General features: G+C 66.7%; 17 protein-coding genes and 1 tRNA gene. 14 read left to right on the top strand and 4 right to left on the bottom strand.

Features of this window, described 5'->3' with window-relative positions; all coding sequences use genetic code 11:
- Nucleotides 1-4 precede the first annotated feature (4 nt).
- Complete coding sequence (locus tag MKL11_RS29970) at nucleotides 5-532, bottom strand: hypothetical protein (protein ID WP_243950454.1); 528 nt, start codon at nucleotides 530-532, stop codon at nucleotides 5-7.
- Between the two features lie 197 nt (nucleotides 533-729).
- Here MKL11_RS29970 and MKL11_RS29965 point away from each other — a divergent pair, with 197 nt between their 5' ends.
- On the top strand, nucleotides 730-915 hold the full coding sequence (locus tag MKL11_RS29965) for a hypothetical protein (protein WP_243950452.1): 186 nt from the start codon (nucleotides 730-732) through the stop codon (nucleotides 913-915).
- A 153-nt stretch (nucleotides 916-1,068) separates the two neighbouring features.
- Here MKL11_RS29965 and MKL11_RS29960 read toward each other — a convergent pair whose 3' ends face one another.
- Complete coding sequence (locus MKL11_RS29960) at nucleotides 1,069-1,575, bottom strand: MucR family transcriptional regulator (RefSeq protein ID WP_243950450.1); 507 nt, start codon at nucleotides 1,573-1,575, stop codon at nucleotides 1,069-1,071.
- A gap of 369 nt (nucleotides 1,576-1,944) precedes the next feature.
- Here MKL11_RS29960 and MKL11_RS29955 point away from each other — a divergent pair, with 369 nt between their 5' ends.
- Nucleotides 1,945-2,355, top strand: a complete 411-nt coding sequence (locus MKL11_RS29955; RefSeq protein WP_243950448.1) for a PaaI family thioesterase — start codon at nucleotides 1,945-1,947, stop codon at nucleotides 2,353-2,355.
- Between the two features lie 56 nt (nucleotides 2,356-2,411).
- Here MKL11_RS29955 and MKL11_RS29950 read toward each other — a convergent pair whose 3' ends face one another.
- The gene (locus MKL11_RS29950) at nucleotides 2,412-3,116 is read right to left on the bottom strand and encodes a glutathione S-transferase family protein (RefSeq protein ID WP_243950446.1); all 705 of its coding nucleotides are present in this window, start codon (nucleotides 3,114-3,116) and stop codon (nucleotides 2,412-2,414) included.
- A gap of 170 nt (nucleotides 3,117-3,286) precedes the next feature.
- Here MKL11_RS29950 and hemF point away from each other — a divergent pair, with 170 nt between their 5' ends.
- From hemF to MKL11_RS29905, 9 genes are all read left to right on the top strand, one after another.
- A complete protein-coding gene (gene hemF, locus MKL11_RS29945) occupies nucleotides 3,287-4,219 on the top strand; it encodes an oxygen-dependent coproporphyrinogen oxidase (protein WP_243950444.1) in 933 nt (310 codons plus the stop codon).
- Nucleotides 4,216-5,334 carry an ATP-dependent RecD-like DNA helicase gene (locus tag MKL11_RS29940; protein ID WP_243950442.1) on the top strand — a complete coding sequence of 373 codons (1,119 nt, stop codon included), beginning with the start codon at nucleotides 4,216-4,218 and terminating at the stop codon, nucleotides 5,332-5,334. The genes hemF and MKL11_RS29940 overlap by 4 nt, the downstream gene beginning before the upstream one ends.
- Before the next feature lie 72 nt (nucleotides 5,335-5,406).
- Nucleotides 5,407-5,496 (top strand) — tRNA-Ser (locus MKL11_RS29935).
- A 127-nt stretch (nucleotides 5,497-5,623) separates the two neighbouring features.
- On the top strand, nucleotides 5,624-6,817 hold the full coding sequence (locus MKL11_RS29930; protein ID WP_243950439.1) for a tyrosine-type recombinase/integrase: 1,194 nt from the start codon (nucleotides 5,624-5,626) through the stop codon (nucleotides 6,815-6,817).
- A 13-nt stretch (nucleotides 6,818-6,830) separates the two neighbouring features.
- Nucleotides 6,831-7,484 carry a hypothetical protein gene (locus tag MKL11_RS29925; protein ID WP_243950437.1) on the top strand — a complete coding sequence of 218 codons (654 nt, stop codon included), beginning with the start codon at nucleotides 6,831-6,833 and terminating at the stop codon, nucleotides 7,482-7,484.
- A 63-nt stretch (nucleotides 7,485-7,547) separates the two neighbouring features.
- Entirely contained in the window at nucleotides 7,548-7,772 is a 225-nt protein-coding gene (locus MKL11_RS29920) for a helix-turn-helix transcriptional regulator (protein WP_243950435.1), read from the top strand.
- A gap of 210 nt (nucleotides 7,773-7,982) precedes the next feature.
- Nucleotides 7,983-8,339: a hypothetical protein gene (locus MKL11_RS29915; protein WP_243950433.1), complete on the top strand. Its 357-nt coding sequence runs from the start codon at nucleotides 7,983-7,985 to the stop codon at nucleotides 8,337-8,339.
- A complete protein-coding gene (locus MKL11_RS29910; RefSeq protein ID WP_243950431.1) occupies nucleotides 8,336-8,569 on the top strand; it encodes a hypothetical protein in 234 nt (77 codons plus the stop codon). Before MKL11_RS29915 ends, MKL11_RS29910 begins: the two co-directional genes overlap by 4 nt.
- Nucleotides 8,569-9,735, top strand: a complete 1,167-nt coding sequence (locus MKL11_RS29905) for an AAA family ATPase (protein ID WP_243950429.1) — start codon at nucleotides 8,569-8,571, stop codon at nucleotides 9,733-9,735. The genes MKL11_RS29910 and MKL11_RS29905 overlap by 1 nt, the downstream gene beginning before the upstream one ends.
- Before the next feature lie 54 nt (nucleotides 9,736-9,789).
- On the opposite strand, the gene MKL11_RS29900 is transcribed toward MKL11_RS29905, so the two are convergent.
- Nucleotides 9,790-9,993 carry a hypothetical protein gene (locus tag MKL11_RS29900; protein ID WP_243950427.1) on the bottom strand — a complete coding sequence of 68 codons (204 nt, stop codon included), beginning with the start codon at nucleotides 9,991-9,993 and terminating at the stop codon, nucleotides 9,790-9,792.
- Between the two features lie 720 nt (nucleotides 9,994-10,713).
- Between MKL11_RS29900 and MKL11_RS29895 the strand changes: the two genes are divergently transcribed.
- From MKL11_RS29895 to MKL11_RS29885, 3 genes are read left to right on the top strand one after another with little or no spacing between them, the layout of a single operon-like run.
- A complete protein-coding gene (locus MKL11_RS29895; protein WP_243950425.1) occupies nucleotides 10,714-11,097 on the top strand; it encodes an NAD(P)/FAD-dependent oxidoreductase in 384 nt (127 codons plus the stop codon).
- Nucleotides 11,094-12,602 (top strand): hypothetical protein, encoded by a 1,509-nt coding sequence (locus MKL11_RS29890; RefSeq protein WP_243950423.1) that lies wholly within the window; start codon nucleotides 11,094-11,096, stop codon nucleotides 12,600-12,602. Before MKL11_RS29895 ends, MKL11_RS29890 begins: the two co-directional genes overlap by 4 nt.
- 2 nt (nucleotides 12,603-12,604) lie before the next feature.
- Nucleotides 12,605-12,853, top strand: a complete 249-nt coding sequence (locus tag MKL11_RS29885) for a hypothetical protein (RefSeq protein ID WP_243950421.1) — start codon at nucleotides 12,605-12,607, stop codon at nucleotides 12,851-12,853.
- The last annotated feature ends 24 nt before the right edge of the window (nucleotides 12,854-12,877 follow it).

Here is a 12,877-nt window from a genome sequence, read left to right as displayed (position 1 = left end):
CGGGTCAGACCCGCCGCCAGCCCGGCTGCGACGGGTCGATCAGCGCATAGTTCACCGGCGCCACCCCGCAGATCGCGATCACGGCCGGCTCGCTGCCGTCGCGGACCACGCCGTCATAATGCGGCGTGCCCGCCACCCGGCGCACGAAGCTGCCGGCCTTCACGGGCACGCAGGCCGCGGGGTCGAAATCCGGGCCGCTGTTGCACCACCACGTGCCGGACAGGATCATGCAGAACCGGTCCGTCGTGTAGGTGTGCGGCGCGCTCATGTAGCCCGGCCACCAGCGGATCAGGGTATAGTAGAGGCCGGTACCGTTGATGTCCCCGGTGAGCGCGCACCGGTCGGCGCTGCGTTCGGGATAGCCTTTCGTCGGCATCCACGGGAGCGCGTCCGGCGACAGGATGATGGTCTGCGCGGGGTTGAGCGGACTGGCCTGCGCGGCCTCGGCCAGCAGGAGCGGAAGGGCTCCGAACAGCGAAGCCGCCAATAGGTCGCGGCGGTTCGCCTCCGCGCCGGGTCGCATGTCCATCATCGCTGGTTCCATCCCTCGGATCGGCGGCTCGTGATGGCCGCTCGCGCGGCGTCACCGTTCCACCTTTCTGCCCGGGCCTGAAGGCCTGCGGCTTTCCGGTCGCGCCGTGCTGTCACGGAGCCGGCAGTATCGGGCGCGGAACGGGTGCGGCGCTGAAGGCTTTGCTCGGCAACCGAACGATCGAGGAGCGTTGCAGCATGACGAGCCGGATGCCGGACCGAGCCGAGGGCGGGCAGGGCGGTGAGGCGCAAGACGATGGCGGGCGGCCGACAGTGCCCGGTCGTCAGCCCGAGGCCGACAAGCCTGAGAAGAGCGAGTCCGAAAAAGCCGAGACGGAGCGGGCCGCGGGTGACGTGGCCGACGATCTCGCCGATTTCGCCTGACCGGTACCGAAGGCACCGCGCGGGGCCTGCCGCCCGAGCGAGGCCCGGATGCGGACAGGGTTCGGGCGGCACGCTTGAACCTGTGCCGCCCGGAACCATCGGCCGGATCGAGGCCCCGCTATAGGGGCGCTCAAGATCGGGCCGTTTGCGTGATCAGGCCGTTTCCTTGGCCTTGCGCGGACGGGTCGCCTTCTTCGGCTTCTCGGCCGGCTCCTCCTCGGGCTCCGGCGCCGGGGCGGCGGCCGACTTCCGGCGCTGCTGGCCGAGGCCGAGGCTGCGGGCGAGCTCGGAGCGCTGGGCCGAGTAGCTGGCGGCCGTCGAGGGATAGTCCCGCGGCAGTCCGAAGCGCTCGCGATACTGCTCGATGGTCAGGCCGTTGCGCGACAGGTGGCGCTTCAGCGTCTTGTACGGCTTTCCGTCGATGAACGAGACCAGCGCGTCCGGGGTCACCGACTTGCGGATCTGGGCCGGCGTCGGCTTGTCGGCCGTCTCGGTGACGGCAGCCGCGGGCGCGGAGAGCTTCGCCAGAGCCGCGTGCACGCCGGCCAGGAGCGCGGGCAATTCGCTGATCGGGACGGAGTTGTTCGAGACATACGCGGACACGATGTCCGACGCCTGCTCGATAAAGGTCTGCTGCTGATCTGTGGCGATGTCGTCCATCGATGACTCCCTTTATCCGACGGTGGGGCACGGTTCTATCGTCTGTGCAGCAAAATCAAGTCGTCGTCGAGATTTTCTTTGCACAATGCGTCGGCCATGAACACGCATATTACTCAAGCCGTCGACGCAGCTGCAATCGTCGCCCGAGCAAACCGACAGCGGCGCGCCGCACTTGGACGGGATCGGGTCCTTGTGGACCGCTTGTGTTACGCGTCCGGCCACCGCCAATCCGGCTGTTTCGTCTGCGAAAAGCCCTGGCCGGTCTCGCAACAACCGGAAACACGTCGCTTCGGGCGGGATCCGCTGCACGGGATTGTATACTGTTCGCACGACGACGCTGTCGGCAGGACGAGATCTGGAGATCGTGGCGTGGACCAACCATCGGAGCGGGGCACGGTTTTCGGAGCCCACATCCCGTTCGTGAACCATTGCGGGATCGAGGCCCTGGACGTGCGGGAGGGCCGCACCCGGCTGCGCCTCGCCCTGCGGCCGGAACACGCCAACAATCTCGGCATCGCGCATGGCGGCGTGATCTGCACCCTGCTCGATGTCGCCCTCGGCACCGCCGCCCGCCTCAAGGCCGGGCGGCCGGTCGTGACCCTCGACATGCAGACCCGGTTCCTCGCCCCGGGCCGCGGGATCCTGATCGCCGAGGGCCGCGTCACCCGGGCCGGGCGCTCGGTGATCTTCTGCGAGGCCGAGATCCGCGACGCGGACGGCGAACTGGTGGCGAGCGCCACCGGCCTGCTCAAGCCGGTGCGCGAGGGCGGCCTGCGCTGACGAGGCGGGCTGCGGTCCGGCGAAGGCGTGCGCCGAACCGGGGCCCGAAAACCGTCCTACACGGTCTTGAGGTGATCGAGCTCCGTCAGCCCGCTGCCGCCATCGGCGTAGGCCGCCTTGAAGCTCGCCCGCGCCTGCCAGCGCCGCCACAGGGCGTCGAACTGCTCGAACCGCTCGTCCAGCGGGGTGGCGCAGACCGGGAATTTCGAGAACGCGATCGCGGTGCACAGCGTGATGTCGGCAAACGTCGGCTCATCGCCCCCGAGCATCCATGAGCGGCCGTCCGCGAGGTGGCGGTCGACCAGGGCGGCGTGCCCCAGCGCCTCCTTGCGGCAATGCTCGCCCCATTGCGGATTGTGCGTCAGCTCGAGCTTCGGCCCGAGACCCTGGTTCAGCACGTGGAACATCGTGGTGATGCGGTAGAGGATGTGCACCCAGATCCGGTTGTCCCACATCGTGTCGAGCCCCTGCTCCAGGGGCGTGTCGCCGGTGAGGCGGCGGCCCGGATGGGCCACGTCGAGGTAGCGCACGATCGCGGCCGTCTCGGACAGCACGGTCCCGTCGGCGAGCAGGAGAGTCGGCGTCTCGCCCCAGGGGTTCATCTTGAGATGGCGCCATTGCCGCTGCTCGCCCCCCGGCGCCATGTCGTAGATCACCTCGTCGAACAGGTGGGCGATTCCCTTCTCGTGCGCGAACAGGCGCAGGCGCTGCGGGTTCGGGAAGGCGGAAGGCGAGGTGAAGAGGCGGAGCGTGTCGGCCATGGTCTCGGGCTGTCCTGACGGTTCGAGGGCGCGCCCCGCACGGGCGCGCGGCCGGTTGATCTAGGGCGACGATGCCGCGTCGGCCCAGGACGACGGCGCATGGCGATGCGGCAACCCGAATTGATGCCTGCCGATTGACGCCCCCTCGACGCAGTGGGAAAGCCTAGGGCATGACGATGCCGGACGACGCCCGCGCGGCGCTGACTGCCCCCCTGTCCGAGGCCGACGTGACGGCCATGAAATCCGAGGCCGCGGCCTGGTTTGCGACCCTGCGCGACCGTATCCTCGCGGCCTTCGAGACCCTGGAGGCCGAGGCCGAGGGGCCGTTCCACCCGGATGCCCCCGCAGGGGCCGGGACTTTCGTGAAGACCCCCTGGGACCGCACCGACCATACCGGCCAACCCGGCGGCGGCGGGGTTATGGCCATGCTGAAGGGCCGGGTGTTCGAGAAGGCCGGGGTCCACATCTCCACGGTCCACGGCGAGTTCGCCCCGGAATTCCGCGCCCAGATGCCGGGGGCCGCCGAGGACCCGCGGTTCTTCGCCACCGGCATCTCGCTGATCGCCCACCCGTGGAACCCGCATGTGCCGACGGTGCACATGAACACCCGCTTCGTCGTGACCACGAAGGCGTGGTTCGGCGGTGGCGCCGACCTCACGCCCGTGCTGGTGCGGCGGCGCAACCAGGAGGATCCGGACAGCCGGCACTTCCACGCCTGCCTGGAGCGCGCCTGCGCGGCCCACGGCGTCGACCATGCCCGCTACAAGGCGTGGTGCGACGAATACTTCCACCTCAAGCACCGCAACGAGCCCCGCGGCATCGGCGGTATTTTCTATGACTATCGCTGGACCGGAGATCCGCAGGCGGACCTGGCCTTCACGCGCGATGTCGGCGGCGCCTTCCTGGAGGCCTATCCCAAGATCGTCCGCGACAATGTCGGGACCGCCTGGACCGAGGCCGACCGCGAGGAGCAGCAGGTCCGGCGCGGGCGCTACGTCGAGTTCAACCTGCTCTACGACCGCGGCACGATCTTCGGGCTGAAGACCGGCGGCAACGTCGCGTCGATCCTGTCGTCGCTGCCGCCGACCGTGCGCTGGCCGTGAGCGCTGGTCTGCCGTCGGCTTACGCGCCGCAGCAGGACGCGGCGCTGAAGGCCATCGCCGCGTGGCGGAAGGACGGCGGGAGCCAGGTGTTCCGGCTGTTCGGCTATGCCGGCACCGGCAAGACCACGCTCGCCCGCCGGATCGCCGAGGATGTCGACGGCACGGTGGTGTACGGCGCCTTCACCGGCAAGGCGGCCTCGGTGATGCGCCAGAAGGGCTGCCACGACGCCGCGACGATCCACTCGCTGATCTACCGCACCAAGGAGGCGGAGGAGGGCGGCCCGACCTTCACGCTGAACCGCTCCGGCGCGGCCGCCAAGGCCGACCTGATCATCATCGACGAATGCTCGATGGTCGATTCCGACCTCGGCAACGACCTCCTGTCCTTCGAGCGGCCGGTGCTGGTGCTGGGCGACCCGGCGCAGCTGCCGCCGGTGCGGGGCGGCGGCTTCTTCACCGAGGCCGAGCCCGACGTGATGCTCACCGACGTCCACCGCCAGGCCAAGGACGACCCGATCGTCCGCATGGCCATGACCGTGCGCGAGGGCGGCCGGCTGGAGCTCGGCACCTACGGCCAGAGCCGGATCGTCTCCCGGCGCAGCCTCGACCCGGCCGAGGTGCTCGAATGCGACCAGGTCCTGGTCGGCCTCAACAAGACCCGCCGCCTCTACAACAACCGGCTCCGGGAACTCGCAGGCCATACCGATCCGATGCCGGCGGTGGGCGAGAAGCTGGTCTGCCTGCGCAACGACCGGGTGAAGGGCCTGCTCAACGGCTCGACCTGGACGGTCCAGGCTCTGCGCGCGCCGCCGCGCCCGGACCTGATCCGCCTCGACGTCGTCCCCGAGGACGACCCGGCGCTCCGCCGCCGGGCCACCGACATCAAGGTGCTGCGCGCGATGATCTCGGGCACGGATGAGGAGATCCCGCTGTTCCTGCGCCGGGAGACCGACGAGTTCACCTACGGCTACGCGCTGACGGTGCATAAGGCGCAGGGCTCGCAATGGGACCGGGTGACCCTGTTCGACGAATCCTACGCCTTCCGCGAGCACCGCGCCCGCTGGCTCTACACCGGCCTCACCCGGGCCGCGCAGGCGATCACGATCGTGGTCTGACCGGCGGACCGCGCAGCTTGTGAAGCCCGACCGCGCGTGCTAGGCACCGCCCGTCTCATTGAGGCACCTCGCGGAGAGGTGGCAGAGCGGTTGAATGCACCGCACTCGAAATGCGGCATGCCTGCAAGGGCATCGGGGGTTCGAATCCCCCCCTCTCCGCCACTTACCTTTCCGCAGCCTTCCGCTACAGGCTGCTAAAACCCTCAAATCGCTAGGTAATCAGCAACCTGCCGTCCGCGGCGGGCCGCTGGCGTCTGCCCAAATCCGCGTTTATGATGTGGATAGCGTCATGGGTGCGAATGCCATGCAGGGTAAGCTGACCGCGCTGGGTGTGACCCGTCTGAAGACCCCGGGCATGTACGGGGACGGCGGCGGCCTCTGGCTGCAGGTGTCCGGCAAGGGCGGGAAGAGTTGGGTCTTCCGCTACACCCTGAAGGGAAAGTCCCGGGAGATGGGGCTCGGCCCGGTGAGCACCTTCTCGCTGGCCGAGGCGCGCGACAAAGCCCTGACCTGCCGGAAGCTCACCTACGAGGGCATCGATCCGATCGAGGTGCGGCGCGGGCAGCGCCAGAACGCTGCTGTAGAGGCCGCGAAGGCGATCACCTTCCGCACCTGCGCCGCCGGCTACATCGAGTCCCACAAGGCCGGCTGGCGCAACGAGAAGCATGCCGCACAGTGGACCGCGACCCTGGAAACCTACGCCTACCCGGTGTTTGGCGACCTGCCGGTGCAATCAGTCGATACCGGCTTGGTGATGCAGGCGCTGGGGCCAATCTGGGCGACGAAGCCCGAGACGGCGGCCCGGGTGAGGGGGCGCATCGAATCAGTCCTCGATTGGGCGACGACCAATAGCTACAGGCGCGGTGAGAACCCGGCGCGCTGGAAGGGGCATCTCGCTAACCTGCTGCCGAAGCGGTCCAAGGTCCGCAAGGTCGAGCATCATGCCGCCCTGCCGTTCAAACAGGTGCCGGCGTTCATGGCGCTGGTGGCCGCGCAGCCCGGCACGGCCGCGAAGCTGATGAGCTTCACGATCTTGACGGCGGCGCGCACCGGCGAGGCCCTGGGCGCCCGCTGGTGCGAGATCGACATAGAGTCCGGTATCTGGACCGTGCCGGCCGAGCGGATGAAGGGCGGCGCCGAACACAGGGTGCCGTTGTCGGAGCCGGCCTTGGCTATCTTGGCAGAGATGCAGGGCATCGACGCCGAGTTCGTGTTCCCCGGCGGCCGGCGCGGCAAGCCGCTGTCCAACATGGCCATGCTGGTGCTGCTCCGGCGGATGGAGCGCACCGACCTGACGGTTCACGGCTTCCGCAGCTCGTTCCGGGATTGGGCCAGCGAGACCACGCACTTCCCGTCCGAGGTGGTGGAGATGGCGCTGGCGCACGCGATTGAGAGCAAGGTCGAGGCGGCGTACCGGCGCGGCGACCTGTTCGAGAAGCGGCGCGAGCTGATGATGGCTTGGGCCGCCTTCTGCGCTTTGTAGGCGAGAGGCGTCGATGACCGATGACGAATTCAGAGAGGAGTTTCTGAAGCGGCATCGCGACGAAACTCGGATGATGGTCACAGACGCACTAGTGCAAGGCTTGGATCAGCGGATCGCGAAGCTATCACAAATCATCAGAGAAGCCGCCGACAAGCCTAACATCCATCCATCTGAACAGCATGTATTGAGCAATGCTCCATGGAAAATCATCAGCGGGTGGAGCAACCTCCGCGATCATATGCAGTTAGTGCGGGCCCGAGACTTAGATGAGTATGAGTTTCTTGCCGAAAATATTCGAGATCTGATGCTCGGGCTTATCGACGGTGTCGGCAAGGGGACGACATCTCGAAGCGCTCTCAAGTATCATCAAAGGCGGCCGCGGGCGCTTGGCAGAGCAAGGAGAGCCGAGAAAGACAAACCGCGCGTCGAGTTGATTGCTGACGCAGTGCTGAAAGCTGCTCAGGAGGTAAAGCCGAATGCGAAAGCTTCCTCCATGAAGAACCTTGCCGAGTCGCTCTACCCGTCCGTGAAGAAGCTGCTCAAGGACACCGGGATCGAAGCTGGTCCAAAGGCGATCCGCACGCGCCTCGAACAACTCATTGAAAAGCAAACGCTTTCGCGTTCCGCTCTTATAGAACGCACCCCAAATTCATCGACAGCGGACTAAAGGTCCGCAATCATCCGCATGTCGCCGCACAGATCGGTGCGGACACAAACATCAGGTGCAGTCATGAACTACAGTGTTCAGGCGGCGCAGGGAGACCTGCGTCCGTCAACGGGGAAGCTTTTGCATCGTCGCAAGGACGTGCAGGACGCCCTCTCCATCGGTCACGACACGTTCTACAAGCTAGTAGCCAAGGGCAAGCTGCGAACCGTCAAGATTGGTGCAGCAACCTTGGTGCCCGATGACAGCCTCCGCAGCTTCCTCAACTCACTTGAGCAGGAGGCCGCGTAGCCGCATGGCCCATAAACAAGTTGAGGGACGGAGCGCCGGCCAGCGCTCACGTCCCTCGGAATGTCTATCTCGGCAGATTGACCATTCCGAAATAGCACCCGCCCCCTTCCGCGTCCATAGGCTCACCAGCCGCTTCGGCCTCCCGCCCGCCACCGCAGCGGCGCTCGCCGAACTCGCCTTCCCGGCCGTCGATAGCTGGAGGGTGACGCGATGAGCATGGCCACCACCAGCCGCATCATGGACGAGACCGATGCCCGCCTCCGGGCCGCGAGGAACGACGATGAGGTCCGCCGCATCGGCATAGATCACGTCACCGCCCTCGGCGCGGATCTGGCGAACACGGCTTACCTGAAGCTCGTGTCCCGGCCGGAACTGACTGTGGATCAGCAGGCTGGCTTCCTGCAGGACACGATCGCCGACCTGATGGCGAACATCGAGGACTTGTTCGCCCGCCAGGGCATGACGGATGTCACGCTATTGGCCGAACACCTTGAGGGTGCCGAGACCGGCTTCGTCGGTCGCCTCGACGAGCTGTTCTTCGTCGTGCGGATCGGAGGGCAGGCATGAACGCGCCCGTCCTCAGCCCCGAACGGGCGGCGATGGCCGTTCACACCTACGACGCCGTCGCCGAGGCCGCGTCGATCGCCGAGGCCTATGCCCGGATGGCCTCGGAGATGGCGGCGATCGGCGACAGTCGCGGCCTGCGCTACGCGCTGCGCCAAGCAGCCGTAGCGCTCAGCAGCGCAGCCGACGCCGCAGCGTTGCTCGGCCCCTCCGGCTCGCGCGGAGGCGCCTGATGTCAGAACGCGCCTACAATAGCCCCGATTCGGATTGGTCGCAGGCCGCCGACGACATGGGCGGCAGGTTCGACGATGAGCCTCGTCAGCAAAAGGAGCGCCCCGCCGTGGGGCGCTTCCCCCTCATCGCCTTCGACCAGATCCGACTGAGCACCAGCCCGCGGTTTCGGGTCAGGGGCTTGCTGCCAATCCGTGGCCTCGCTGTGGTGTGGGGTCCACCCAAGTGCGGCAAGAGCTTCTTGGCCTTCGACATGCTGATGCACGTCGCGCTCGGGTGGCCGTACCAGGGCCACCGGGTCGAGCCTGGCACCATCGTCTACTGTGCGCTGGAGGGTCAGCAGGGGTTCGAGGCCCGAAAGGTCGCCTTCGAGCAGGCGCACCTGGATTCGTTCGAGGGCGAGGTGCCGTTCTACCTGATGCCGGCGTCGCTCGCGCTCGTGGCGGACGCCGCCGAGCTGATCACCGCGATCCGCGCGCAGTTGCCCGACGGCAAGCCGCCCGCCGTGGTCTGCCTCGACACGCTCAATCGCAGCTTCACCGGCTCCGAGAGTGACGACCGGGACATGACAGCCTACGTGCGCGCCGCGGACTCTATCCGCGACGCCTTCGGCTGCCTCGTGGTCATCGTCCACCACTGCGGGTTGGAGGGCACCCGCCCCCGGGGCCACTCTGCTCTGGCGGGCGCGGTAGACGCTCAGCTTGCGGTGAAGAAGCTCGGCGACGGGTTCCTGAGCTGCACCGTTGAGCTGATGAAGGACGGTCCAGACGGCGAGACCGTCACTTGCCGACTGGAACTCGTCGAGGTCGGTATCGACGACGCGGGGGAGCCAATCACGTCGTGCGTAGTCGAGGCGGTGACCGATAGCTTGCCTGACTTGAGACCAGGCAAGCAGGCTAGCAAGCGCCTGTCAGAGCGAAATAGGCTGGCGCTTGAAGCGCTCCGTGAGGCGGTCATGACTAAGGGCGCCCAGGCGCCGCACGGGCTGGCACTTCCGGCGAACATCCGCGTCGTGCCTCCTGACGCTTGGAAAGACGAGCTGTTCCGCCGTGGCATCCTTGATCGCGATGCCAGCGGCTACCGTGAGCAATTCCGGCGCATGAAGCTCGACCTCATGGCTCGGGAGGCCGTGGCCGAGCGGGATGGGAACCTTTGGATCGTTCCGTAGCCGGGAGTATCCCACCTTTTGCTGTGGTCAGCTGTACCGCCCCCTTAGGCTGCTTCAGCCATCCACTCCACCATCCTCATTAGCAACACCAATGCCGAGGCCAGAGCGACCTATGGTGCTGTAAACCCGGTCTACGATCTGATCGAGATCTTCTGGGGTGAGATGAGGACGGAAGGTGCCATCAGGCCGACGCTTTCCGGGCTGGAAATCCTCCTCTACGGCCTCCCTGATTTTATCCCAGAGTTCTTTCCGCGTCATTGCGCTTATCCCTGCTGCTGCGCGTCCGCATATGCCGGCCTTAGGTCCCACGCGAGCATACGCGATCGCAACTCCGACAAAGCCATTTGAATTCTCTATCGGGTAACCGTCACGGGCGTCACGTCACGTCACACCCCTTAGGGTGGTGTGACGTGACGTGACGGTAAGACCCGTCACAAATGTGACGTTACGTGACGGTCTGTGACGGTGTGACGGTAGCTGAAGGCGAGCACAGTTAGCAGGCGGGTAGGCACGGGAATGCAGGGCGGTAGCCGTGAGAAGGATGGGGAACGGCTACGCGTGTAGGAGGGCGATCAGATCGCTCAACACGCTGTGGGGATCGGTTCGGGAATGGGTTTGGACGAGGCGCCCACGCGCAGTCCGCACCCCTCTAAAAATCTAGCGCAGGCAACTCCACCCCTCGAAAACCCCTCGTGGCGGATACGTCGTCCGCCTCTCAGTCTAAAAAGCGGCGTACTATCAAAGAGTTGAGATTTAGACTCAGCCGCTACCCACACGGCCTCCCACGTTCGCCGCCATTTCTAAAACCGGACCCGCATCCACGAGGCATCGGACGCCACTGTTCGGCATCACGCGGCGCACTGATGCGCAACAAACATTCTGAAATATAGTCGCTGCGGAAATTGGCGGATTGCTGCGGAATATTGTGCAGTTCGGCACAATAGCACTATATTCGGCAGACCACAGCCGGTTGGTCGAATGTCAATCCAAGCACAGTCCGTCAGTCCTCGTTCCCCCAAGCAGCGCTCTGCGCTGGCCAACGGCAGCCGGCCGTTCCTCGTGACGGTGCCGGGCAGCACCGAGGCGGCCAGGCACTACAAGTCGGTGCTGGACGAGGTTGAGGCCGAGCGCGGCGGCAAGGCCGCCATGTCGGTCACGCAGCGCGAGGCGGCCCGCGCCTATGCCGGCCTGGCCGTGGAACTGGCCAAGCTGCACGCGGCCATGGCGAGCGGTCAGAACGTCGACCTGGAGGCTTTGGGTCAGATCGGCGACCGCATGGACCGGCAGGCGCGCCGCATGGGGCCCCCGAAGGCTCCTGAGCGGCCTGGACTGCGCGAGCGCTATGCGAGGCGCCCGGCATGAACCCAGCCTGCCGCCCCCTGTGCACCATGCGCGAGGCCCTGGCCGATCCCGCCATCTTCGGGGAGATCCTGCCCGGCGAGACCTGGGCGCCGTGGCGCGCCATCCTGATCGCCTCCCGGGGCGAGGCGCTGACCGATGACGAGCGGGTGATCTTCACCACGCTCACCGGGCGCGAGCGTGAGCCCGAGCGTCCTGTCGACGAGCTATGGGGCATTGTGGGCCGTCGCGGCGGCAAGTCCCGCGCCTTCAGCGTGCTTGGCTCCTACCTCGCTGGGCTGGTGGACTACGCCGCCCTGGCAGCCCCGGGCGAGCGGGTGAAGCTGCCGATCATGGCCTCGACCACGGTCCAGGCCGCGAAGGTGTTCAGCTACGTGCTGGGCGTGTTCACGCACTCGGATGAGATGCGGGACATGGTCGAGGGCGAGCCCACAGTCGACACCATCCGGCTGAAGGCCGGCGTCGACATCGAGGTCCGCCCCGCGAACTACAAGACGATCCGCGGCGAGACCCTGGCGGCGGCGCTCTGTGACGAGGTGGCCTTCTGGCATCTGGAGAACAGCGCCAACCCCGACACGCTGATCCTCGACGCGATCCGTCCCGGCCTGGCCACCACCGGCGGCCCGCTCTGCGTGCTGTCGAGCCCCTATGCCCGCAAAGGCGAGCTCTATCGCACCCACCAGCGGGACTACGGCCCGAACGGCGATGCGGCTGTGCTGGTGCTGCGGGCGCCTTCCCAGGCCATGAACCCGAGCCTCGACCCCGCGGTGGTGAAGCGAGCCTACACCCGCGATCCGGCTGCAGCCGCAGCCGAGTATGGCGCCGAGTTCCGGAAGGACGTGGAAGCCTTTATCCCCCTGGAGGCGGTGCAGGCGTGCATGGACCCAGGCGTCCGGGAACGTGCCCCGGTCCAGGGCGTCCGCTACGTCGCCTTCGTGGATCCGGCCGGCGGCGGCGCCGACAGCATGACCCTGGGCATCGCGCATCTGGAAGGCGACGTCGTTTTCCTGGACGCTATCCGCGAGGAGACGGTCGGCACCTCACCCGCATTGGTGGTGGAGCGGTTCGCCAATACGTTGAAGGCGTACGGGGTCCACACAGTCACGGGCGACAAGTACGCCGGCGAGTGGCCCCGCGAACAGTTCGCCAAGCACGGCGTGACCTACGAGGTCTCGGATAAGAGCAAGACCGAGATCTACGCAGCTTTCCTGCCAATCTTGAACTCACAGTCCGCGCGGCTGATCGAGGTGCCCAAGCTTGAGATGCAGATTGTCTCGCTGGAGCGGCGCACGACCCGTGGCACGGGCCGGGACATCATCGACCACCCACAGGTGAAGGGTGCGCACGACGACGTGGCCAATGCTGCGGCCGGGGCGGTGGTTCTGGTGAAGACCGGTCCGAAGCCGCTCGTCATCAGCAAAGAGCTGATGGAATGGGCGAAGCGCCCGACTGCGTACAGCCGGCGCCACGGTGATCCGATGGGCATCCGATTTATGAGAGGCTTTTGATTATGACCCCACTGCACATGCCGCCGATCGGCTCTGTCGCTGGCTACACCCTCACCGCTACCCGTCGCCCCGCACTCCCCCGTGATCGGGTGAACGGCGCCAGTGTCGTCGTGGTCGAGATGTCGAACGGCTCCGAGACCCACGAGGTCGCGGCTGTCGAGGACCACGCCGGAGCGCCCCGGGAGGCCCGACACATCGGCCTGGCCATCATCGCCGCCTTCGCGGCCGTCGGCACCAAGGCCGCGGCCTGAACCAACCCAGGAGAATTTCCTATG

The organism is Methylobacterium sp. J-077 (assembly GCF_022829365.1).
GTDB lineage: Bacteria > Pseudomonadota > Alphaproteobacteria > Rhizobiales > Beijerinckiaceae > Methylobacterium.
This window is presented reverse-complemented; position numbering and strand designations above follow the sequence as displayed.

Bases quoted from the DNA above. Each gene is read 5' to 3' on its own strand.
- MKL11_RS29970 (WP_243950454.1), bottom strand. From the start codon at position 532: ATGATGGACATGCGACCCGGCGCGGAGGCGAACCGCCGCGACCTATTG.
- MKL11_RS29965 (WP_243950452.1), top strand. From the start codon at position 730: ATGACGAGCCGGATGCCGGACCGAGCCGAGGGCGGGCAGGGCGGTGAG.
- MKL11_RS29960 (WP_243950450.1), bottom strand. From the start codon at position 1,575: ATGGACGACATCGCCACAGATCAGCAGCAGACCTTTATCGAGCAGGCG.
- MKL11_RS29950 (WP_243950446.1), bottom strand. From the start codon at position 3,116: ATGGCCGACACGCTCCGCCTCTTCACCTCGCCTTCCGCCTTCCCGAAC.
- hemF (WP_243950444.1), top strand. From the start codon at position 3,287: ATGACGATGCCGGACGACGCCCGCGCGGCGCTGACTGCCCCCCTGTCC.
- MKL11_RS29930 (WP_243950439.1), top strand. From the start codon at position 5,624: ATGGGTGCGAATGCCATGCAGGGTAAGCTGACCGCGCTGGGTGTGACC.
- MKL11_RS29925 (WP_243950437.1), top strand. From the start codon at position 6,831: ATGACCGATGACGAATTCAGAGAGGAGTTTCTGAAGCGGCATCGCGAC.
- MKL11_RS29920 (WP_243950435.1), top strand. From the start codon at position 7,548: ATGAACTACAGTGTTCAGGCGGCGCAGGGAGACCTGCGTCCGTCAACG.
- MKL11_RS29915 (WP_243950433.1), top strand. From the start codon at position 7,983: ATGAGCATGGCCACCACCAGCCGCATCATGGACGAGACCGATGCCCGC.
- MKL11_RS29910 (WP_243950431.1), top strand. From the start codon at position 8,336: ATGAACGCGCCCGTCCTCAGCCCCGAACGGGCGGCGATGGCCGTTCAC.
- MKL11_RS29905 (WP_243950429.1), top strand. From the start codon at position 8,569: ATGTCAGAACGCGCCTACAATAGCCCCGATTCGGATTGGTCGCAGGCC.
- MKL11_RS29900 (WP_243950427.1), bottom strand. From the start codon at position 9,993: ATGACGCGGAAAGAACTCTGGGATAAAATCAGGGAGGCCGTAGAGGAG.
- MKL11_RS29895 (WP_243950425.1), top strand. From the start codon at position 10,714: ATGTCAATCCAAGCACAGTCCGTCAGTCCTCGTTCCCCCAAGCAGCGC.
- MKL11_RS29890 (WP_243950423.1), top strand. From the start codon at position 11,094: ATGAACCCAGCCTGCCGCCCCCTGTGCACCATGCGCGAGGCCCTGGCC.
- MKL11_RS29885 (WP_243950421.1), top strand. From the start codon at position 12,605: ATGACCCCACTGCACATGCCGCCGATCGGCTCTGTCGCTGGCTACACC.